Genomic DNA, 21,406 nt, shown 5'->3' on the forward strand with positions numbered 1-21,406 from the left:
GGGAGTATATGCAATGAGTAAGTCCTCAATTCTTGTGGCAGATAAGCAAACCGTGGATCCGGCATTTCAACCGCGTTCGCCATTGGTGCTAATGATTCGTAGATTCAAAAAAAATAAACGCGCCATAGCAGGTGGATGGATGGTTGCGATCTTTGTCCTCATCGCGCTATTTGCTAAATGGTTTGCCCCGTACGATCCGATTGAGCAGAACATGGATCTCATTTTGAATTCTCCTTCTCTCAGTCATCCGTTCGGAACGGATGAATATGGCAGGGACATTTTATCACGGGTAATGTACGGAGCTCAAATCTCCTTGATGGTCGGTATTTTCGGGGTGCTCATTTCGGCTGTCTTCGGAGTAGCGCTTGGCACGATATCGGGTTACTTCGGTGGTAAGACAGATATGTTCATTATGAGAATGATCGACATTTTTATGGCGTTTCCAAGCTTTTTGCTTGCGCTCGCGATTGTCAGTGTTTTAGGCCCCGGTATGGTGAATGTCATGATTGCGATCGGCATCTTCTCGATTCCGACTTTTGCGAGAATTTCCCGCAGCTCTGTCTTGTCCGTAAATAATAAAGAATACATCGAGGCGGCGAGATCGATGGGCGCTGGTCATATGCGCATCATTTTTAAACATGTGATTCCGAACAGTATCGCACCGATTATCGTATTGTCTACGATGCGCATGGCGACGGCAATTCTCACTGCTTCCGGACTCAGCTTCCTAGGTATGGGAGCACAGCCGCCGACACCGGAACTGGGGGCTATGCTAAGCACAGGAAGGGAGTTTTTAAGATCGGCTCCTCATGTCAGCACGATTCCGGGTTTGGCCATTATGTTTATCGTGTTGTCCTTTAATATGTTGGGGGACGGAATTAGAGACGCACTCGATCCGAAAATGAAGCTGTAGCCTCGCGTTACTGAGAATCAATCGCTCGGAACGTAAGCCGTACACGAGGGAGGAGTAGCATTGGAACGAACATTGCTTGAAATCAAAAGACTCAAGACATATTTTTATACGGAAGAAGGGGTAATTCCGGCTGTTGACGGGGTGGATATTAACATACGCGAAGGGGAAACGGTAGGCGTAGTCGGGGAATCCGGCTCCGGTAAAAGTGTGACTTCCTTGACGGCCATGCGATTAACCCCCGGAAAAGTAGTGGATGGCTCGATTATATTCAACGGGAAAGATCTTTTGGCTTTATCCGAGCTGGAAATGCAAGAAGTTCGAGGCAATGAAATCGCCATGATCTTTCAAGAGCCGATGACTTCTCTAAATCCAGTGTTTACAGTTGGCGATCAGATTGGAGAAGCGGTTCGGATTCACTTGAAATACAGTAAGGCGCAGGCTAGAGTCAAATCCATCGAGATGCTTAAGCAGGTAGGAATCCCGAGGCCCGAACAAATTGTGGATGAGTATCCTCATCGTCTATCAGGTGGGATGAGGCAGAGGGTAATGATCGCCATGGCGATGGCTTGCAATCCCAAGCTGCTGATTGCCGACGAACCGACTACCGCTCTGGATGTAACGATTCAGGCGCAAATACTGGATTTAATGAAACAATTAAAATCGACACAAGGTACAGCGATATTGCTGATTACCCACGATTTGGGCGTCGTTGCTGAGATGTGCGACCGCGTAGTGGTGATGTATGGAGGCAAAGTGGTGGAAGAAAGCGATGTTGTTACACTCTTTACCGATCCGAAGCATCCGTATACGCAAGGGCTGTTGAAGTCGATGCCGACGCTCGGAACGGAAGAGAAACGGTTGTATTCCATCAAGGGCAGTGTGCCGACTCCTGGCAGCTTGCGGGAGGGGTGCCATTTCGCTCCCCGTTGTGAATTCGCGTCGGATGTGTGCAGGAGAAAATCCCCGCAGTTGCTGGAAATCGAGCGGGGACACTTCACTAGATGCTGGCTACACGCATCTGAAGAGGAGGGTAGTCATAATGAAGCAGCCTTTGGTTGAGGTTCGTAATTTAAAGAAATATTTTCCGATTAAAAAGGGGATCTTTAGCCGGACAGTCGGACATGTAAAAGCAGTGGACGGCTTGGACTTTACGATTTATAAAGGAGAAACGTTGGGATTGGTAGGAGAAAGCGGATGCGGCAAATCGACTACGGGAAGAACTCTATTGCAGCTGCTTCGCCCGAGCGAGGGAGAGGTTGTTTACGAGGGGAAAAACCTAGTAGGCATGCCACCGCAGGAACTGAGAAAGGTTCGTAAGGATATGCAGATGGTATTTCAGGATCCGTATGCTTCCCTCGACCCGCGTCTCACCGTTTTCGATATCATCGCTGAGCCACTGGACATTCACCATATCACCCAGGGAAAAGACAAGATTCGCAGAGTGGAAGAGCTGCTAAATGTGGTCGGCTTAAGTGGCTACCATGCCAAACGGTATGTGCACGAATTCAGTGGCGGACAACGGCAGCGGATTGGGATTGCCAGGGCTCTGGCGTTAAACCCCAAGCTGATTGTAGCTGATGAACCGGTTTCGGCTCTAGACGTCTCTATCCAATCACAGGTCATTAATCTAATGCAAGATCTCCAGGAACAATTTAGTCTGACGTATTTATTTATTGCTCATGATTTAAGTGTGGTGAAGCATATCAGCGATAGGATCGGAGTCATGTATTTAGGACGAATGGTGGAGTTGGCGGACAAGCGGGAACTGTTCGATTCCCCTAAACATCCGTATACACAAGCGTTATTGTCTGCCGTGCCGAATCCGAATCCGTTAGAAAAGAAGGAGAGGATTATGCTGCAAGGGGATGTGCCGAGCCCGGCCAACCCACCTACGGGCTGTACGTTTCACCCGAGATGCAGTGGGTGCATGGCCATTTGTAAGACGGAAAAGCCGATGTTCAAGCAGGTGGAAGGACGCTACATTGCCTGTCATTTGTTCAATTGAAAGAATTTCTGATAGAAATGGCCATTCTTACAAGTGGAGGAAAATGAGATATGAGATCGATTGAAAATCAATCGACAAGATTGGAGAGAGGGGCAACACCCTTATACGCAAGCCAATTCGATCAACGTTTTTCATATTGCGCCTATATCCCCAGCTATTTTGCAGAAACCGATCCGTTAAAACATTCGTTGCTTGTCGTCATACATGGGACAGAACGCTCCGCACAGCTGTACAGAGATGAGTTTAAACAATTTTCGGAAGAAACTGGAGCTGTTATCCTGGCTCCGCTTTTTCCGGCAGGTATTGGCGAACCAGGTGAATTGAATTCGTACAAGATGATTAAGTATCGCGATATTCGTTTTGATCACGTTTTGCTGGCCATGATCCAGGAGCTTACCGAGCGATACGGGATATCTGGAGAGAAGTTTCTGCTGTTTGGTTTTTCCGGTGGAGGTCAATTTGTTCATCGCTTCTACTATCTTCATCCTGACCGGCTTTTAGCGGTTTCGGTTGCAGCTCCGGGCAATGTGACACTACTTGATCCAAGTATGGACTGGTTTACAGGAATCCGGGACTTTGAAGAACAATTCGGCACCGATATAAAGCTGGAGGAGATGAGCCGCGTCCCAGTGCAACTGGTCATTGGTAGCGAAGATAACCGTTTTCTGGAAGTCGGAAGGGATAGTCCATTCTGGCTTCCAGGCGTCGAAATTGCAGGTAATACGCGCCTTGAACGAATAAGAACGCTAAGGAAAAATTGGGCGTCTCAAGGGATTCAAATTAGGTATGAAGAAGTGCCCGGGGTGGGCCATGAAGGAATGAAGCTCCTTCATGCGGTGAAAGCTTTTTTTGCAGGGGCATTGAACACAGATTAAAAAGGGGGGATGAATCTATGTTTTGCATCAATTCGAGGGTACAGGGTGTCACTCCGGAGTTGTTCTCTATGTATAACGAGGTGATGTCGTCTACCATCGGCCATATGACAGATTTCGGTTTTTTGAAAGGTCTTCAGCCGCTGTTTCGGCCCATTCGCTTTGTAGGGAATGCAGTAACCGTACGCATCCCCCATATGGACTCCTCTGCTGTACACAAAGCATTGGATATCGTCGAGCCAGGAGACGTACTCGTGATCGACATGTCCGGCGATACAGAGCGGTCCTGCTGGGGAGGGATTTGCTCGTATATCGCAAAGACAAAGAAAGCGGCAGGTGTTATCGTTGCGGGCTGCGTGAATGACGTTCAGGAAATAATCGATTTGCAGCTCCCTGTTTTTTCGTTAGGTGCCAGTCCGCTAACGACAAGGATATTGGGGATTGAGGGAGAAATCAACACGACGATCAGTGTTTGCGGTGTCGCTGTGCATCCGGGGGATTTAATTATTGCTGATAGTGATGGGGTGTTTGTGGCCAATCCAAAAGACGCCATGGGGTACGGGGTGAAAGCTGTTGAAATACAAGACGGCGAGGCAGAACTAAAGCGAAAACTGGATGCGGGCATTTCACTGGCATCGATAAGCGGAGCAGACAAATGGTTTGAGTAACTACGTATCCCTTTTTTAATCTCATAGACGAACTCTTTTGATTATGACTGCATCAATAACGGAGCGCCTCTTTCTCGCGGTTTATAAACACCGTGACCAAAAAGAGGCGCTTTATTTGTGAATGATCAAGAGTTGGGTGAGCCGAGACAAATTATCCTAAACGCAGTGCCAGCTCAGTAACCAGTGATTCTACGTATTTCCTATCATCCAGCTTTGGGAGCCGTTCAATCGTTTGATAACTTCCATGTGAGAGCGAAGGGGGGAAATTCTACCGATTATCGACTTTCTCCGGGTACATATCATGGTTCATCAGGCGATGCATCGCCATTTCTTCATACTTGGTCCCTGGCTTGCCGTAGTTGCAATACGGGTCGATGGAAATGCCGCCGCGCGGGGTGAATTTGCCCCACACTTCGATGTAGCGCGGATCCATGAGCTTGATCAGGTCGTTCATGATGATATTGACACAGTCCTCGTGGAAGTCGCCGTGATTGCGGAACGAGAACAGGTACAGCTTGAGCGCTTTGCTCTCGACCATTTTGATGTCGGGAATGTAGCTGATGTAGATCGTCGCAAAGTCAGGCTGTCCGGTGATCGGGCACAGGCTGGTGAACTCCGGGCAGTTGAATTTCACGAAGTAATCGCGGTACGGATGCTTGTTGTCAAAGGACTCCAGTACAGTTGGGTCATAGGTTTGCGGGTAAGTCGTGCCCTGGTTGCCCAAGAGCGTCAAGGAAGCAAGATCACGTTCCTGTTGGTTTGCCATATCGGATTGTCTCCTCGTTTCATTTAGGTTTTTCAGTGTCGTTCTATCTACACGCCGCGTTTGTTTCCCCACACCAGAGCGTGGAGCTGAGGCAATACTTTCACATCATTTAGATCAGGGGCAGCCATCGCCAGATTGATCAGCCATTCAAACGTTTCCAGCAGTTTGGTGCGCAGCTCCTCGGTATTGGCTTCGACGAGATCAGCATTGCCTGGCTGCAAATAAAACGGAATGCCGGGATAGCGTCGGTGAATGCCCCGTGCGTATTCAAAGTCTCTTTCATCAAAGATGACGACTTTCAGGCTAACACCGGAGTGTCCTTTTTCGAGTAGGTTGGCGACCACCTGATCCAGCACATCAAAATCCGTCTCCATCCCGGAGCTAGGCGGCTTCGGCGAAAGGGTGACATCGTCAATCTGAGCCAGCCAGTCCTGCCATTTGCTGCCCTGCGTCTCGACTGCAGAGCGAATGCCGCGTGACTGTAACAGCTCGACCAATCCACCGATGCTCGCCAGCAGTGCCGGATTTCCGCCGGAGATGGTTACGTGCGAAAAACAGTCCTTGCCAAGACGGAAGAGCTCTTCCCAGATTTCTTCTGCGGTCATCTGTTTGATTTCATCCTTGGCAGAACCATCCCAGGTAAAAGCGGAGTCGCACCAGCTGCAGCGGTAATCGCAGCCGGCCGTACGCACGAACATCGTTTTTTGTCCGATGACCATGCCTTCTCCTTGGATCGTGGGTCCGAAGATTTCCAGTACAGGGATCAAGCTCATTCGTACATCCACTCCCGTCTGGCTTCGGCGTAGCTGGTGGGCGTCTCAAACAGGCGAACGAACTCTACGCGCGCTCCGTTGTAACGGTCATGGTACGCTTCTGAGGTAAGCTGCTGTTCCATCTGCTCAAATATCCAGACAACCATATTTTCTGCTGTGGTATTCATCGGCGGGAGCATTTCATTGAGATAGCGGTGATCCAGGTAGATCTCGATGTGCTCTTTCCAGATCTGCTTGATGTCCCCGAAGTCGATGACCAGGCCAATTTCATCCGGGAAGCCGCTGATCCCAAAAACCACTTGGTACGTATGACCGTGCAGGTTTTTGCATTTGCCTTCGTAGGCGTGCAGATGGTGAGCGGCGTCAAAGGTAAATTCCTTGCTAACCAAGACGCGTTTGTTGTGGTAGCGCAGCTGGGATTTTTCAATATGTGTGCCAAGCTGCTGCATGCGGTCGACGATGCGGAAGTCAAAGTTCGCGCTCATCAGACCTGCTCTCCTTGCTGATTCTTCTCGGAAAGGTACGTGTCCAAACCGGCTTTTCTCAGATGGCAGGCAGGGCATTCGCCGCAGCCGTCCCCTTTAATGCCGTTGTAGCAGGTGAGGGTTTTCTCGCGGATATAGGTGAAGGCACCCAGATCGTCCGCCAGCATCCACGTTTCCGCTTTATTCAGCCACATCAGTGGGGTGTGGATGACAAACGGATAGTCCATCGCCAGGTTGAGTGTCACGTTCAGCGATTTGACGAACGAATCGCGGCAGTCGGGATAGCCGCTAAAATCTGTTTCGCATACGCCGGTGACGAGATGACGCGCGCCTCGCTGTTTGGCGAATACACCTGCAAAAGATAAAAACAGCAGGTTGCGACCGTCGACGAACGTAGAAGGGAGCTGACCTTCCTCTTGGGTGATGTCAATGTCGGTGCGGGTGAGGGCATTGGGTGCGAGCTGATTGAGCAGGCTCATATCCAATACGGTGTTGTTCACGCCGAGCTCGCGGGCGATTTGCTGGGCACATTCGATTTCCAGCTTGTGCCGCTGCCCGTAGTCAAACGTGATGGTTTCTACTTCGCCAAATTGCTGCTTCGCCCAGAACAGGCAAGTCGTGCTGTCCTGTCCTCCGCTGAATACAACGACGGCTTTTTCCATTTTCATCGCTCTCCATCTCCTTTTCCATCGTGGGAAGAAAGAGAGTTCTTGAACCAGACTCTGAAAAAAACAAAACAATACCAAAGAGAGGTACTGTGTACACATTAGTTTTTTATAGAGGGAGTTCGCGAACCTCTCCCATGCTGTCCGCATGGATTTCGTATGTGATTGGGCACAGCTGGGCTGCATCCATGGATAGTATACAACAGAATGCCTTCATTATGGACTGTTGTAATTTTGCAATTCTTCATTGACGCTTGGGTAGACGCCTGCTAGTATGGCGTTGCAAAGCGTAGTGATCCTGCTATGGAGAGGTTGACGAGGATGAAATTCAGTACATTAGTAGAAGAGTTTCGTGGAGGCTTGTTGGAGAATATTCATGCAGGGATTGTATGCGGGGTAAACGATCGCGGTGAAGTGATCTACTCATCTGGGGATGAAATGCACGTAGCCTTTTTGCGCTCTGCTGCCAAACCCTTTCAGGCGATTCCAGTTGCCAGAGAGAAAATGGATGAAAAGTTCGGATTAACGAGTAGAGAAGCTGCTTTGTTCACGGCATCTCATCGCGGTGAAGTTTACCACATGGAAGCGTTGGAATCGCTGCTGGCCAAGACCGGGATCAGGGAAGAGGAGCTTCTTACCAATCCCACCTATCCTTTAAATGAAGAACCGAAATTCGCTTGTCTGATGCAGGGTGTGTCCAAGCGCAGACTGTTTCACAATTGCTCAGGCAAGCATCTGGGCTTTCTGGCTTTGTCCAAAGAACGCGGTTATTCCACGCATGACTACTATGAGATAGATCATCCGGCTCAGCAGGAGGCACTCACGGCGTTTGCCGAGCTGGCGGAATATCCAAGAGAGCGGATCCGGCTTGGCGTTGACGGATGTGGGTTCCCGGTCTTTGCCTTGCCGCTCAAGCATTTGGCGATCGCCTACCTGAAGCTCGCTTGCCCGGATTTGATCGAAGACGAGGAGATGCAGGCAGCGGTGGTCAAGATTACAGGCTGGATGACGGAAAACCCGGATATTATCGCCAGCCACAACTTCACCTGCACGGCCCTTCTGGAAGACCCGAATATCATCGCCAAGGGTGGTGCCATGGGTGTTTACGGTTTTGCTTTGAAAAAGGAAAGAATCAGCTTTTCGCTGAAGGTCATCGATGGGTCCGAGCAAGTGTGGCCGCTCATCATTGCTTCGATTCTGACGCAGATCAACTACGAGAATCAGGAAACGATTCAACGGCTGCATGCCCTCGTTCCAACGGAAATTAAAAACGACAACCAGCTGGTCGTCGGTGAAAAACGTGCCGTATTTACGCTCGAGCCGCGCTAAATTGCCCAACCATTCGGTAAACTTGCACAATCCCCTCCGACCATATACAATGACCACATTATGGCAATAAAGCGGAGGAATGGAAACATGATCGTGGAAGTAATTGCGACTTCAGTGGAGGATGCCAAGCGGGCAGAGCTAGGGGGAGCAGACCGGCTGGAGCTGATTTCAGGCATTTTGGAAGGTGGTTTGACTCCCAGCTGGGGCTTGATCGAAGCCGTGGTAAAAGCCGTATCCATTCCGGTTAATGTCATGGTACGTCCACATGCTCAGTCGTTTTGCTACACGCAGGATGAATGGTATGTCATGCGGGAGGACGTGCGCGTGATTCGAGAGATCGGTGCGGCCGGGATCGTGATTGGGATGCTGACCGATGATCGAAAGCTGGATGTGCGCGGGTTAGAAATGCTTCTGTCTGAGGCGGACGGACTGGATGTGACCTTTCACCGTGCTTTCGATGAGGCGACCGACCAGCTGGCAGCAGCCAGGATTTTGCTCAGATACCCGCAGGTGCGTCATATCTTGACTTCAGGTGGACAAAAAAATGCGATCGAGGGTGCCGACTGCATCGCAAGCCTTGTCCAACTGACGGAGCACACCCAGCTGTCTATTTTGGCGGGAAGTGGGTTGACGCTGCAAAATGCGAGGGGACTGGCGGAAAAAACCGGTGTGAGTGAGATTCACGTCGGTACAGGCGTCCGTGAAGAAGGCCAGGCTCTCCGCTACGTGGATGCAGAGAAAGTTCAGACGTTAAAAAACAGCTTCCTTGGTTAGCCGCAAGGAGAATAAGGGAAATGAAAGCCGACGTCACTCAAGTGTACGTTTCGGCTTTTTTTGTTGTTTTTAGAAAATTCCCTTTTGTTTGACAGGGAAGATTTGGAATGATAGGATGGTTATGAAACGAAACGAAACTATTCGAAATAAAACGAAATAAGATAATGAAATGGAAGCAGGTGTCTGTCGAGATTTCATCACGAGGAGGAGCTTTATCATGTTGGCGACAGAAAGACACAGCAGGATACTGGAGAATGTGAACAGGGAAAAAACGGTAACTGTCGCGAAGCTGAGCAAGCTTTTGGATGTATCTGAGGTCACCATTCGCAAAGATCTGATCAAGCTGGAGCAAGAAGGGCTGCTGTCGAGAGTGCATGGTGGCGCGTCTATTACAAGCTTTTTGCCTCTGGAGCGAAGCTTTACGGAAAAGCAGGCAGAACGTACGGAGGAAAAAGCACTGATCGCCCGCCACGCTCTGTCACATGTGCAGCCCGGTGACACACTGATACTCGGAGCGGGATCGACGACGATGGAGTTCGCCAAGTTGCTCGGGCAGATCGCGGAGCTGACGATCGTGACCAATGCAGTCAACATTGCCATGGAGCTGAACAGCCAGGGAGTCCATCAGGTCGTTTTGATCGGGGGAGAGATGCGGGCGAAGTCATTTGCTCTCGTCGGGGCTGTCGCAGAGGACAATTTGAAAAAGCTGTCCGTTTACAAATGCTTCATCGGAGCAGACGGCATACATGAGCGCGATGGGTTTTCCACGCTGTCACTGGCTGAGAGCAATGTGAACCGGGTCATGATGTCGCGCGCTCGCAAGGTGTACGTGCTGGCGGATCACACGAAATTCGGGGAAACCCATTTCAGCAGCTTTGCCGACCTGTCTGATGTGGACCGGATCATTACCGATCGGCTGGACCCGCAGACGCACGCCTCGTTTCAAGAGCTGGGGGTCAAGATTGAAGCAGCGCAAGTCTAAAAGACTAGGAGTGATCCAGACATGTCATTGGTATCATCGACGGAAATGCTGAAGCGGGCAAGGAAGGAAGGGTACTGCATCGGTGCGTTCAACGTGCACACGATGGAAATGCTGCAGGCGGTAGTGGAAGCAGCGGAGGAAGCCGAGTCTCCGCTGATTCTGCAGACGACGGTAGGGACGGTCAAGCATTTGGGGCCAGAATATGTGGCAGCGATTGCGAAGGTTGCCGCAAAATCCGTTCAAGTCCCGATCGCCCTGCATCTGGATCACTGCCACGACTATGAGCTGATCGAGCGCTGCATCCAGGCAGGCTATACGTCGGTGATGATTGACGCTTCCATGCATCCCTTTTCGCAAAACGTGGAGCAGACAAAGCGGGTCGTCGAGCTGGCCCATCGCTCAGGGGTGAACGTAGAAGCAGAGCTGGGAAAAGTGGGGGGAGTCGAGGACGAGCTGGTCGTTGCGGAAGAAGATGCTGTTTTGGCTGACCCCACAGAGTGCGAAGAATTCGCTGTCTTGACGGGTGTAGACACGCTTGCTCCTGCGATCGGCACGGCTCATGGTATGTACAAAGGGGAGCCCAAAATCGCGTTCTCCCGTCTGGAACAAATTGCGGGGAGGGTGGGTGTGCCATTGGTGCTCCACGGAGGATCGGGTATTCCGGAAGAACAGGTGAAGCGGGCTGTTGCGCTTGGGATGGCAAAAATGAATGTAGCCACGGAGCTCCGTATCGCTTTTTCCGATGCGATCAAGCAGGTCTTCGGGGAAAACCCGCAGGAAAATGATCCGCGGACGTATATGAAGCGGGCGAAGCAAGCGGTTAAAGCGATAGCGCAGGCAAAAATGGCGATGTGCGGCTGCGTCGGCAAAGCCGCTGGGCAATAAACGAAAACAATATGGGAGGGTGAATGGACATGCGGGTCAATTTGGATGATCGTGCTGCAGTTGAAAAGCTCGATACCATTCTCGCGCTGCGGGATACGGATGAATACGACAAACAATTTTCAGAAGGATGGCAATTATCCGGTCAATTCGACCTTTCCTCGATGACAGCTCCGATTGATCGGATCGTTGTGCTGGGGACAGGTGGAGGTTCTGCTGCCAGTGTGAATTTGCTGAAATCGTATCTGTTCGACGAGCTGCGCGTGCCTTTGCAGCTCAACCAAGGCTATACGATCCCTGCTTTTGTCGACGAACGCACTCTCGTCATTGTCGTCAGTCACTCGGGCAATACGGAGGAAATCGTAAGCGGATACGAGCAGGCGATAGAAGCAAAGGCACAGATCGCGGTGATCACAGCCGGCGGCAAAGTGCTGGAGCTGGCGCAAAGCCACGGACACGCTCATCTTTTGGTACCAGGAGGAATGATGCCGCGAATCGTGCTCGGCTATATTTTCTTGCCGATGCTCGCAGCTTTGACCAAGCTGGGGCTGGTGGCGGACAAGAGCGGAGAGGTAGCAGAGACGATCCAGTTATTTTCTCGGCTGCGTGAAGAGTACGGCTTGCAAGCGCCTTTGGCTTTCAATCTAGCCAAGCAAATCGCTCAGCAGATGGATGGTTTGACGCCAGTCATTTATGGGACGCTGCCCTTTTTTGATGCACCTGCCTGGAGATGGAAAAATCAGCTGGGGGAAAACGGGAAAGTCATGGCGTTTTGGAATGCGATCCCCAGCCTGCATCATGACGAGGCAGTTGGCTGGGATGCGCCTGCCGCTATGCTGAAAGGCTATCATTTTACCTTGATCCGCGATGTGGAAGACAGCGACAAGACAGCCAAGCGGGTGGAGATCAGTGCGGACATTCTGCGTGAGCGTGCCGGAGCCGTACAGGTCGTTCGCTCCCAGGGCGTATCGAGAATGGCTCGACTTTTCTCCATCGTATATCTGGCTGACTATGTATCGTTGTATACGGCGCTCATTCGTGGAGTCGATCCTACGCCAGTCGAGGTCATCAACCTGTTCAAGAGCAAGATGGGGCAGCCGCTCGTTCAGGTGCAGGTACGTTAGGATGCTGGTAACGGTTACGCTGAATGCCGCGATAGACAAAACATACAAGCTGGAGCGATTTCGGCCTGGAACATTGCATCGGACAAAGGAACAGCTCAGTCTGCCAGGAGGAAAAGGGATCAATGTCGCACGAGTCGCACGAACGCTTGGGACAGATGTGATTGCGACAGGCTTTATCGCCGGGTACAACGGGCGGTTTATTGCCGAGGGCTGCGCCAAGGCAGGAATCACTCCCGCGTTTGTCGAGACAGAAGGAGAATCTCGCTGCTGCCACACCCTGCTGGATGAAGAGAGCGGCGAGGTCACAGAGGTTTTGGAGCAGGGGCCAGTTGTCACGGAAGAAGGCTTTGCCCAGCTGCAGAGCAAGCTGAAGCTGTTGGCTAGCCAAGCGAAGATGGTTACTTTCTCTGGGAGCATTTGTACAGGGGTGCCAGCAGATGCGTACCAGCATTTGATCGAGCAGGTGCGGCAATCAGGGGCGCTGCCCGTACTGGATGCGAGCGGGCCTGCACTTGTGCACGGATTAAAAGGCAGACCCCATCTGGTGAAGCCAAATCGGGATGAAGCAGAAACGCTGCTCGGCTACGCCCTGACGAGCGAGGAAGCGATCCTGGCAGCCTTGCGAGACATTCAGTCGCTCGGAGCAGAGCGAGTTCTTTTATCGCTGGGAGCAGATGGCGCATGGTTTTCGGATGGCGATGAGCACGTGCATCTCCCGGTCATTGCACTGGAGCAAGTCGTCAATCCAGTAGGCTGCGGCGATGCCCTGCTGGCAGGGACTGTCTGTGGCAAGCTGAAAGGAATGGAATGGAGGGCAGCAGCGCAGCTAGGGATGGCAAGCGCCGCGGCGAATGCCCTGTCGGTAGGAGCTGGAATGGTCGACATCGACACGGTTGCCCGTTTGTTGAAGCAGTTACAGTCATAGGCAGCCAGGTGGAGGTTGCGGGCTTGTGAAGGACAGTTAGGAGGCTTGCGCATGCGGCACGTAATCGGTCTGGATGTAGGCGGAACAACGATGAAAGGAGCAGTACTCGACGAAACAGGGCGCATTCTTGCTCGGGGTAGCCGGGATACGAAACTGCACAACAATCTCCCTCTTTTGATCGAGCGAATGGCCGGGCTGATCGAGGAACTGAAGAGCCGTGTGACCGTATCCGTAGAAGCGGTAGGCGTGGGCTTTCCCGGACCGTTTGATGGCCCGAACGGCTTTTCTATACACTCGCCCAATTTGAGTCTGCGTCAGGTGGACGTGCGGACGCCGCTTTTGGAAGCGGTTCGGCTGCCTTTGGCGTTTGAGAATGACTTGCGGACGGCGACGTTGGGAGAAGCAGTTTTTGGGGCAGGCAAAGGCGTCAGCCATATGACCTTTATCCCGATCGGCACAGGCATTGGGATGGGAAATATGATCGATGGTCAGCTGCTTCGCGGAGCACATGGCATATCGGGTGAGCTGGGGCATGTAAGTGTTCCGGGCAATCAAGCCATCTGCAACTGCGGGAAAGCAGGCTGTGTAGAGACGGTTGCCTCTGCTGCAGGAATCGTCCGACTGGCAAAGGAGAAATTGGCTAGGGCGATCCGGGAGATCCCCGAAGAAGCGCAGATGCTCCCGTTATGGCAAATGGTAGGAGGCAATCTAAATCAACTGAAGGCGCATCTGGTAGCAGAGGCTGTGCAAAAGGGTGATCCAATTGCCGCGCACGTTTGGCAGGAGGTCTGCGACATTACCGGATGGGCGATTGCCTTGGTCGTGAATCTCTTTAACCCTCATCTGGTAGTCGTCGGTGGAGGCGTTTCGGAGGCAGGTGAGCTTTTGCTCGATCCCGTACGGCAAAGTGCGGAGCGCTACGTGATGAAAGCCGGTCACGAGAAAACACGAATTGTTCGGGCATCGCTAGGACCAGACGCCGGAATGCTCGGGGCAGGGGCACTCGCCTTGCAAACGTTCACAGGCAATGCGGAAGGGGTATCTACGCTGGTGAAGAACGAATGAACAGACGGTAACGCTTGCCAAAGAGGCAGGCGTTTTTTCAATGGGAAAAGTCTTTGCAAAATAAACCTACCCATAGAGTTTTTGGAATTGTATGATAAAAAGATGCGTTTGAATTTGGCTAAAGAATCGAACGGAAGATGGGAGATGGCCGACTATGAACAAAGTGAATCTCGCTGAAAAATTTTCGAAGTTTGAAGAATGCTGGAGCCCGAAAATCGTGGGAACAGTCAACGAATCTCATATCAAGGTCGTAAAGCTGCAAGGGGAATTCGTCTGGCACCATCATGAAGCAGAGGACGAGCTGTTTTTGGTCGTTAGCGGCAGATTGCTGATGCAATTTCGCGACCGGGAAGTATGGGTGGAGGAAGGCGAATTTATCATCGTTCCCAAAGGCGTCGAGCATCGACCGGTAGCTCCGGAAATATGCCATGTCGTGCTGATGGAACCGACGAGCACGCTGAATACAGGAAATGTAACAAATGAACGAACCGTAGCAGAGCTGGATCAGATCTGACGGGAGAGAAAGGAGGATCGGCAGATGGAGCCGTTACGTGAAAAGGTTACACAGCTGCTGGATAAAGCCGAAGGGAGCTGGGGCGTTGTCGTAGAGGATCTGGATCGCGGACAGTGCTTTGCCCATCGGCGAGAGGAAGCCTTTATCGCAGAGAGCGTCATGAAAGTGCCGATCATGGCAGCGGTGTATGCAGCAGCGGCGCAGGGAGAGTTTCAGCTGGATGACCGTATTTCTATGCGAGCAGAGGACCAAGTAGGGGGATCAGGTATCCTGTTTGCTCTCTCTCCGGGTCTGGCACTGACCATTCGAGAATGGGTCACCCTGATGATTATCCAGAGTGACAATACGGCCACAAACGTGTTGATCGACCTCGTAGGCAAACAAAGAATCGAGCAGACCTTGATCGAGCTGGGCATGGAGAGAAGCAAATACTCCCGCAAGCTCATGATCTATCCGGTGGGCGTTACCGAAAACAACATGATCACGGCAGGAGATGTGTCTCGGATGCTTGGGGCGATCGCAACAGGCAGGTTCCTTTCGCATCGCGCCTGTGAAGAGATGGTGGCGATCATGAAAAGGCAGCAGGTGTTAAATGGACTGCCGTCTTTGCTCCCATCTGTTCCCGGTGAAACGCCGGATTGGGAGATCGCTTGCAAATCTGGTTGGGATAGTGGAAGACAGCATGATGTGGGAGTTTTCTATACGGAAGGCCGCCGGTTTTCTATCGTAGCTTTGTCGCAGGACGTTCAATCACAGTCCGCCCTTCGCGTTCTCGGTCAAATCGGAAAAGAAGTCTATGAATACGCAAAAGGTAGCCCTCGCTAAGGGGGGCTACCTTTTTTTTGGTTCGCTTACATGACTTCCTTCAGCGCAAGATTTTCTGGACTCATCTTGCATAGGAAACGGTTTGGTGCGTCAGGATTCACCTGTTCCTCGAGCACCCCCATTTTCACAAAGAAGCGCAGGGAGGTGTACACCGTGGACAGCGTAATATTTGGCATTTCAGATTTCAATGCATGATAAACGTCTTTGGCGGTAGGAGCAGGGATGGTCAATGTATGCAGCATGTAGAGCAGGACTGCTCGTCGTTGAATGGTCAATCGCTTGCCCAGATGCTTTACTTGCTGTGTGAAACTAGTGATGGGGTGTTCCAACACAGTCACCTTCTTTTTTAAAACAATTATTATGTAATCATTATTATTACCTTCTTCTCGTTAGCCGTCAATCCTTTATTTGGCCTCTAGGAGGTTTTCTTTTATTTTGATAATTTTAAAAAAGGGGCCGAGGCCTGCCGTTTGCGTATATCCGCGCATGTTTTGCATGGATTGGTAAATCTTACGTAGAGGATGGGAAGACATCATGAAATGGATCGAAAGCAAGAAAAAGTGGATTGGCTTGTCATGCGGAGTTATCTTGCTTTTGGCCTGCGCACAATGGATGGGGATCGGCAAGACACGAGCGAGTGCAAATTCATTCCGTTTTGTCGTCATGGGGGATACCAGGGGCAATTCCGATAGTGTAAATGAGAAGACGCTTCGCTCCTTGCTGAAAAATGTGAAAACGCTAGATCCTCAGCCGAGCTTCCTGTTGATTACGGGCGATATGGTCCAAGGGGGTTCCGATCTGGACAAGGAGCTGGATGAGTGGAAGGATATCGTGGATGATTACTACCCGCTGTCCATGTACTACCCTGCGATGGGAAATCATGAGGACGATCCTGAAGCATTCGGCAAGGCGTTTCCCCATTTGCCAAACGAGCAGGTTCCTGGCTATGGTCGGACTGCCTACAGCTTCGATTATGGCAACGCGCGTTTTATTACATTGAATACGGACCACGAAGATGAGGACGGCAATTACGTCATTGACCAGCCGCAGAGCACATGGCTGAAGCAGCAGCTGTCTGCTCCTGGCAAAGATCACACCTTCGTCATGTTTCATGTGCCAGCGTACCCGGTTGGCGGGCACTACGGCCGTTCCCTAGATGGCAACAAACCGGAGCGGGATGCTTTCTGGCACACCTTGGACGCGGCGAATGTGACTGCCGCTTTTGTCGGGCATGAGCATAACTACAACCGACGTCTGATCAACAGCGACTTTGATGCGAATGGCTATCATTTTACTCATGACATTTATCAGCTGACACTGGGCGCGGCAGGCTCTCCGTACAGCAAAGTCGTGGAAGACAAGAAAAACGTGGTGAAAGGTCCGAAAGTCACATCACATTATATGACGGTCGATGTGGATGGGAAAAAAGCGGTTTGTAACGTATACGACAAAGATGACAATCTGCTCGATTCGTTCACGGTAGAGAAAGGAGCTGTCGGGGTAGCCGGATAGCTGCATTTCCCTGCCGAATCGAGGTGCTAGCGAGGTGGGAAATGTGAAACGGCTGTTCCGCACGCGCGATCTGGCGGTTACGCAAGCATGCGTGACCGCTTTTTTGTTTTTGCTCATACCTTTGTTTCATTTGCTGGATACCGGTCCATTTTGGCTGCAAGGCTTGCTCCACGGTCTGGCGGCGACACTGACGGTACTGATGGGCTGCTGGACCTTTCATGCTGCATTCTTTCGATTGGGCAAGGAAAGAGGGAGCCATACCGAGCTGGAGCGATTGCTCTGGTTAACGAATGGGCTTGTTCTGCTGGCAATTATTTCGGGAAACTGGCTCTACATGGGCTATCGCTCGCCGGATGGTCCACAGTCATGGCTGCTCGCCCATACGCCCGCCGCTCACAACATCGTGATGGAATGGAAGGAGTTCGTTTCCCTGTTTCCGCTGCCGCTCGGAGTGGTGGCAGGATTCATTCTCCGCCGCTTTGGACACAACAAGGATGCGGGATCCGTTGTCCTGCTTTTAATCGCGTTACTCTGGCTGTGTCTGATGATCGGCCTGGTGACGGGACTAGGTTTGACGACCTTGCATCTATGAGAGGGAGAGTGCCATGCAAAAAAGGGAGCGCAAAAGCGGAGAGATGAGCGCTGCACTGGGGGCGCTTTGGCTGGGATTAGCGGGAGTGGTTGCAAGCCATTTATGGAGTACCGCGGACCCTGCAGGAAGTAAGCCTGTTTTGCTCAAGCTCGGGAGCTGGGTGCCTGGCTGGTGGGGAATTGGTCCGTTTGCTGGGAAAGAAGTGATCGGGCTTTTGCTGTGGCTTTGCAGCTGGCTGATTCTCCATTTTCTGCTCAAAGGACGCGATACCTCGATCCGCAAAGCGGGGGTGCTGTTTGTCATTGGCTTCGCGATTATTCTCATCGCGATATGGCCACCCGTGTATCATGCCTTTTTGGGCTGGCCTCCAGGGTTGCCGGAGTAGAAAGGAGGAAGGGACAACGTGAGTGATCGGAAGCACTTTCCTTTGTTGATAGGAAGCATCGTGGTGCTGCTTGTGATGGCGAGCTCCTTGTTCTGGACACGCATTCCCGCAGAAGGCTATGCAACTTTGAAAGAAACGGGCGTCGACAGCTTTCAGTTTGGATACATAACGAAGAAAAGCCAAATACCGGACCTTCACGAATGGATGTCTGGACAGCAGGGAAAGGCCATTTTCGCATTGCCTGATCAGCTCTACACGCCCGATCCAGAAAAACCGCTTCCCTATGTTTATCCTATCTACGATCGTACGAGAAGCGAAGAACAGTTTAACCAGCTGTACGGATATCTTCCACAGCAGCCGACACTAGACCTCGGTCGCACGGTGTATGCCGTGGATTACGGCAATGCGAGATTCCTTTTCTTGCGTTCGGATCGGCAGGAAAAAGAGCAGGCCGCTTGGGTGCATGCACAGGCTGTGACCAATCCCAAGCCGCATCGTATTGCGCTTTTGGATGTACCGCCAAGTCCCGTTCTATGGCAGGCGCTGCGAGAGGCGAGGGTGGAGCTGGTGATAGCTGGGGAAAACGTTTACGGATTGGAAGCCGCTGTCGTGCAGGAGCCATCGGATTTTTCGCCAAAGGACCACGAAGGTTACGGAGTCTGGAAACCTGGGGCTTCGATTGATCAGCCGTACATGCTGATGCTCTCTTATCAAAACGACGGCATGGTCGTGAAAGCGACGACAGGAGATGGAGAAGCCCTGGATCAGATGGAGCTTTCAGCAGGAGTGCTGGCTGCTGCAAACAGCAAGGAAACGGTAGCCGTGGGAATTCAGCAGCTTTGGAGGTACCACCGCGGCGATGCCAGTGTCAAAGCAGTCATTCCGGAAGGGTTTGATGTAACAGGAGAAAATCCGATCACGGCGCCGTTTCACTTGCCGGCAGATGACTGGCGCAGCCCTGATTATTCGGACGCCGCATGGAAAACGGGACGAGCCCCCTTTGGTCATACGAATCGCTTGCAAGAGGAGAAGCGGCTGCAGACGCGCTTCAAGCCGGATCCTGCCTCTCCATCGTACTATTTCCGCCATACTTTCTTTCTGTCGGAGGCTCCAAAAGAATGGAAGGATCTGATCGTAAAGCTTTCCTATGAGGATGGTTTGATCCTTTATTTAAATGGCGAAGAGGTTTTTCGGGATGGAATCCGGACGGGGCTGATCCTGCCATCCTCCCTGGCGATCACGAATCAAGGGACATGGTATCGCGAAGTCTCCTTGCGAAATCATGTAAACAAGCTGCGCATAGGTAGCAATACGCTGGCAGTGCAGGTGCATCGCAGTCATCCAGGCTCGCCTAACCTTCTGTTTGACATGAGCCTGTCCTATATCAAATGAGGAGGGGTATGCATGAAGAGCAAGGTGCTATCCTGTATCACGGCTGGTCTCGTCCTCGCAGGCTGTACATCAACGGCTCCCTCTTCCGAAGCGGGCACTACGCTGATTTTGGCGGACATCGGGGCTACTCGGCAGCATTTGCTCGTGACGAACAACAACCCGTTTGTGTGGAGGAAGGTTACCTTTGTTGTAAATGGCACGTATCGCTACCAGATGGAAGTTGTACCGAGGGGGAGCACGAGTATTACGCTGGCGTCGTTTGTGGATGACGATGGCCAACCCTTTTCTGGAACCGCAGCAGGCCTTCGCGGAGTAGACATTGCCGTAGGGGATGCTGCTGCTGGTCGACAAGGCTCGTTTAGATGGTAGGGAAGGGCTCCTGGCGGAAAAAGGGGTTTCCTTTTTGACCAGAACATGGTAGTGTAACTGAGTTTTGGTCTATGTGAAAATGTCAGGAGTGGAATCAAATGGCTCGAAGAAAGCGTGCAGCCATACAACTGAATAGCCCTCAGCGAAAAGCACTGGAGTACTTCATGCTGGTCGCCGGTTCGCTTGTTTTGGCTACGAGCTTCAATCTCTTTTTGAATCCCAATCAGATTGCATCAGGTGGGGTCTCCGGGTTATCGACGATCTTGCATAATCTGTTTGGCTTTCCGCCTGCGATCGTTCAATGGGCATGCAATATCCCTTTGTTTTTGCTGGGACTGAAGATGCTGGAGCGACATTACAGCATGAAAGCAGCGCTCGGATCGATTATTCTTCCTCTGTGCGTCATGCTGACCAGTCATCTGCAGCCGCTGACAACCAATCCGCTCCTAGCCAGCATATACGGCGGGATCGGTGTCGGGCTCGGAATTGGTATCGTTTTTCGCGGGAGAGGCTCAACAGGGGGCTTTTCTATCGCTTCGCAAATCCTGCATAAGTACACGGGACTTAGTCTAGGTGCCTGCGTTGCTGTGTTCGATGGACTGGTGATCCTGTTCGCGGGAATCGTCTTCGATCCGGAAAAGGCTTTGTTCGCTCTCATTGCTCTATTTGTTACCAGCAAGACCATCGATATTGTCCAGATGGGGTGGAATACCTCGAAAGTCGCGTATATCATTTCGAATGAAATCGAGACGTTGCGGGAAGCGATCTTGTACGATCTGGACCGCGGATTGACTTTGCTGGATGCTGCGGGCGGATATACAGGAGATGAGCGTAAGGTGCTGATGGCGGTCGTCAGCCAGAGCGAGGTCAGCCAATTGAAGATCATGGTACGCTCGGTTGATCCGGATGCGTTTATCATCCTTTGTCCAGCGCATGAGGTATTGGGAAAAGGCTTTCGAGCCGGCTAGTAGTGCATTGGAAAAGAAGAGAAGAGCGGTGAATAGAAAGTCTCACTGCTCTTTTTTTATTTAAAATGAATTATTTCTTGATTTTCTATTGCATTAAAAATAATATCATGCTATATTGAAATTCCTGAACGACACACCGCTGAAAAATGCGGCCGCGAAGTTCGGGTGAAAAACAGAATGACATGCCGGTATAGCTCAATTGGTAGAGCACCTGACTTGTAATCAGGGGGTTGTGGGTTCAAGTCCTATTGCCGGCACCACTACTCAACTCAAGCGAAAATCAATCGAAATTATGGGTTGCTTTTCAAAAGAGGATGTGCTAGAGTGATAAAGCGCTGTTGAGACACAGCGAAAAATGCTCTTTGAAAACTGAACAGCGAAAGCGTTGATGAGTCTATCATGAAATGATTTGCCAGCTTTGAACCAGATACAAACTTTATTGGAGAGTTTGATCCTGGCTCAGGACGAACGCTGGCGGCGTGCCTAATACATGCAAGTCGAGCGAGTCCCTTCGGGGGCTAGCGGCGGACGGGTGAGTAACACGTAGGCAACCTGCCTCTCAGACTGGGATAACATAGGGAAACTTATGCTAATACCGGATAGGTTTTTGGGTCGCATGAT

25 protein-coding genes, 1 tRNA gene, 1 rRNA gene and 1 riboswitch are annotated in these 21,406 nt (G+C 51.4%); of the genes, 22 read left to right on the forward strand and 5 right to left on the reverse strand.

Annotated elements, in window-relative coordinates:
• The first annotated feature begins 13 nt into the window (after positions 1-13).
• From nikC to EDM59_RS28320, 5 genes are read left to right on the forward strand one after another with little or no spacing between them, the layout of a single operon-like run.
• On the forward strand, positions 14-913 hold the full coding sequence (gene nikC / locus EDM59_RS28300) for a nickel transporter permease (RefSeq protein ID WP_122926704.1): 900 nt from the start codon (positions 14-16) through the stop codon (positions 911-913).
• Between the two features lie 60 nt (positions 914-973).
• Positions 974-1,972 carry an ABC transporter ATP-binding protein gene (locus EDM59_RS28305; protein WP_122926705.1) on the forward strand — a complete coding sequence of 333 codons (999 nt, stop codon included), beginning with the start codon at positions 974-976 and terminating at the stop codon, positions 1,970-1,972.
• Complete coding sequence (locus EDM59_RS28310; RefSeq protein WP_122926706.1) at positions 1,953-2,918, forward strand: ABC transporter ATP-binding protein; 966 nt, start codon at positions 1,953-1,955, stop codon at positions 2,916-2,918. Before EDM59_RS28305 ends, EDM59_RS28310 begins: the two co-directional genes overlap by 20 nt.
• 50 nt (positions 2,919-2,968) lie before the next feature.
• A complete protein-coding gene (locus EDM59_RS28315) occupies positions 2,969-3,793 on the forward strand; it encodes an alpha/beta hydrolase family protein (RefSeq protein ID WP_122926707.1) in 825 nt (274 codons plus the stop codon).
• A 17-nt stretch (positions 3,794-3,810) separates the two neighbouring features.
• Positions 3,811-4,458: an RraA family protein gene (locus EDM59_RS28320; protein WP_122926708.1), complete on the forward strand. Its 648-nt coding sequence runs from the start codon at positions 3,811-3,813 to the stop codon at positions 4,456-4,458.
• Positions 4,459-4,726: 268 nt separating this feature from the next.
• Here the strand turns inward: EDM59_RS28320 and queF are convergent, their stop codons facing one another.
• The 4 genes from queF to queC are packed head-to-tail and all read right to left on the reverse strand — an operon-like array spanning position 4,727 to position 7,150.
• Positions 4,727-5,224, reverse strand: a complete 498-nt coding sequence (queF, locus tag EDM59_RS28325; RefSeq protein ID WP_122926709.1) for a preQ(1) synthase — start codon at positions 5,222-5,224, stop codon at positions 4,727-4,729.
• A 47-nt stretch (positions 5,225-5,271) separates the two neighbouring features.
• Complete coding sequence (queE, locus tag EDM59_RS28330; RefSeq protein WP_183193073.1) at positions 5,272-5,997, reverse strand: 7-carboxy-7-deazaguanine synthase QueE; 726 nt, start codon at positions 5,995-5,997, stop codon at positions 5,272-5,274.
• On the reverse strand, positions 5,994-6,482 hold the full coding sequence (queD, locus tag EDM59_RS28335) for a 6-carboxytetrahydropterin synthase QueD (protein WP_122926710.1): 489 nt from the start codon (positions 6,480-6,482) through the stop codon (positions 5,994-5,996). The genes queE and queD overlap by 4 nt, the downstream gene beginning before the upstream one ends.
• Positions 6,482-7,150, reverse strand: coding sequence for a 7-cyano-7-deazaguanine synthase QueC (gene queC / locus EDM59_RS28340; RefSeq protein ID WP_122926711.1), 669 nt, complete (start codon positions 7,148-7,150; stop codon positions 6,482-6,484). The genes queD and queC overlap by 1 nt, the downstream gene beginning before the upstream one ends.
• 98 nt (positions 7,151-7,248) lie before the next feature.
• A riboswitch (PreQ1 riboswitch) is annotated at positions 7,249-7,286 on the reverse strand.
• A 182-nt stretch (positions 7,287-7,468) separates the two neighbouring features.
• Between queC and EDM59_RS28345 the strand changes: the two genes are divergently transcribed.
• From EDM59_RS28345 to EDM59_RS28385, 9 genes are all read left to right on the forward strand, one after another.
• Positions 7,469-8,476: an asparaginase gene (locus tag EDM59_RS28345; RefSeq protein WP_122926712.1), complete on the forward strand. Its 1,008-nt coding sequence runs from the start codon at positions 7,469-7,471 to the stop codon at positions 8,474-8,476.
• 87 nt (positions 8,477-8,563) lie between these two features.
• Positions 8,564-9,250: a copper homeostasis protein CutC gene (locus tag EDM59_RS28350; RefSeq protein ID WP_122926713.1), complete on the forward strand. Its 687-nt coding sequence runs from the start codon at positions 8,564-8,566 to the stop codon at positions 9,248-9,250.
• A 217-nt stretch (positions 9,251-9,467) separates the two neighbouring features.
• The gene (locus EDM59_RS28355) at positions 9,468-10,232 is read left to right on the forward strand and encodes a DeoR/GlpR family DNA-binding transcription regulator (RefSeq protein WP_122926714.1); all 765 of its coding nucleotides are present in this window, start codon (positions 9,468-9,470) and stop codon (positions 10,230-10,232) included.
• A 21-nt stretch (positions 10,233-10,253) separates the two neighbouring features.
• Positions 10,254-11,117, forward strand: a complete 864-nt coding sequence (gene fba / locus EDM59_RS28360) for a class II fructose-1,6-bisphosphate aldolase (protein WP_122926715.1) — start codon at positions 10,254-10,256, stop codon at positions 11,115-11,117.
• Positions 11,118-11,146: 29 nt separating this feature from the next.
• The gene (locus EDM59_RS28365; protein WP_122926716.1) at positions 11,147-12,238 is read left to right on the forward strand and encodes a bifunctional phosphoglucose/phosphomannose isomerase; all 1,092 of its coding nucleotides are present in this window, start codon (positions 11,147-11,149) and stop codon (positions 12,236-12,238) included.
• Position 12,239: 1 nt separating this feature from the next.
• A complete protein-coding gene (locus EDM59_RS28370) occupies positions 12,240-13,163 on the forward strand; it encodes a 1-phosphofructokinase family hexose kinase (RefSeq protein WP_122926717.1) in 924 nt (307 codons plus the stop codon).
• Positions 13,164-13,214: 51 nt separating this feature from the next.
• Positions 13,215-14,228 carry an ROK family protein gene (locus tag EDM59_RS28375; protein ID WP_122926718.1) on the forward strand — a complete coding sequence of 338 codons (1,014 nt, stop codon included), beginning with the start codon at positions 13,215-13,217 and terminating at the stop codon, positions 14,226-14,228.
• Positions 14,229-14,382: 154 nt separating this feature from the next.
• Positions 14,383-14,742: a cupin domain-containing protein gene (locus EDM59_RS28380; protein WP_122926719.1), complete on the forward strand. Its 360-nt coding sequence runs from the start codon at positions 14,383-14,385 to the stop codon at positions 14,740-14,742.
• A gap of 24 nt (positions 14,743-14,766) precedes the next feature.
• On the forward strand, positions 14,767-15,567 hold the full coding sequence (locus tag EDM59_RS28385; RefSeq protein ID WP_122926720.1) for a serine hydrolase: 801 nt from the start codon (positions 14,767-14,769) through the stop codon (positions 15,565-15,567).
• A 26-nt stretch (positions 15,568-15,593) separates the two neighbouring features.
• Here the strand turns inward: EDM59_RS28385 and EDM59_RS28390 are convergent, their stop codons facing one another.
• Positions 15,594-15,896 (reverse strand): Fur family transcriptional regulator, encoded by a 303-nt coding sequence (locus EDM59_RS28390; protein ID WP_122926721.1) that lies wholly within the window; start codon positions 15,894-15,896, stop codon positions 15,594-15,596.
• Between the two features lie 205 nt (positions 15,897-16,101).
• Between EDM59_RS28390 and EDM59_RS28395 the strand changes: the two genes are divergently transcribed.
• The 8 genes from EDM59_RS28395 to EDM59_RS28430 form a co-directional block, all read left to right on the forward strand.
• Positions 16,102-17,079, forward strand: coding sequence for a metallophosphoesterase family protein (locus EDM59_RS28395; RefSeq protein ID WP_122926722.1), 978 nt, complete (start codon positions 16,102-16,104; stop codon positions 17,077-17,079).
• 43 nt (positions 17,080-17,122) lie between these two features.
• On the forward strand, positions 17,123-17,671 hold the full coding sequence (locus tag EDM59_RS28400) for a hypothetical protein (RefSeq protein WP_122926723.1): 549 nt from the start codon (positions 17,123-17,125) through the stop codon (positions 17,669-17,671).
• A 13-nt stretch (positions 17,672-17,684) separates the two neighbouring features.
• Entirely contained in the window at positions 17,685-18,056 is a 372-nt protein-coding gene (locus EDM59_RS28405) for a hypothetical protein (RefSeq protein WP_122926724.1), read from the forward strand.
• A gap of 18 nt (positions 18,057-18,074) precedes the next feature.
• Positions 18,075-19,448 carry a hypothetical protein gene (locus EDM59_RS28410; RefSeq protein ID WP_122926725.1) on the forward strand — a complete coding sequence of 458 codons (1,374 nt, stop codon included), beginning with the start codon at positions 18,075-18,077 and terminating at the stop codon, positions 19,446-19,448.
• 12 nt (positions 19,449-19,460) lie between these two features.
• Positions 19,461-19,817 carry a hypothetical protein gene (locus tag EDM59_RS28415; protein WP_122926726.1) on the forward strand — a complete coding sequence of 119 codons (357 nt, stop codon included), beginning with the start codon at positions 19,461-19,463 and terminating at the stop codon, positions 19,815-19,817.
• Positions 19,818-19,915: 98 nt separating this feature from the next.
• Positions 19,916-20,785 carry a YitT family protein gene (locus EDM59_RS28420; RefSeq protein WP_122926727.1) on the forward strand — a complete coding sequence of 290 codons (870 nt, stop codon included), beginning with the start codon at positions 19,916-19,918 and terminating at the stop codon, positions 20,783-20,785.
• 184 nt (positions 20,786-20,969) lie between these two features.
• Positions 20,970-21,045: transfer RNA gene (locus EDM59_RS28425), tRNA-Thr, on the forward strand.
• A gap of 176 nt (positions 21,046-21,221) precedes the next feature.
• Positions 21,222-21,406: ribosomal RNA gene (locus tag EDM59_RS28430) — 16S ribosomal RNA — on the forward strand; the annotation flags it as partial.

The sequence above is a fragment of the Brevibacillus nitrificans genome (genome assembly GCF_003710965.1).
Taxonomy (GTDB): Bacteria; Bacillota; Bacilli; order Brevibacillales; family Brevibacillaceae; genus Brevibacillus; species Brevibacillus centrosporus.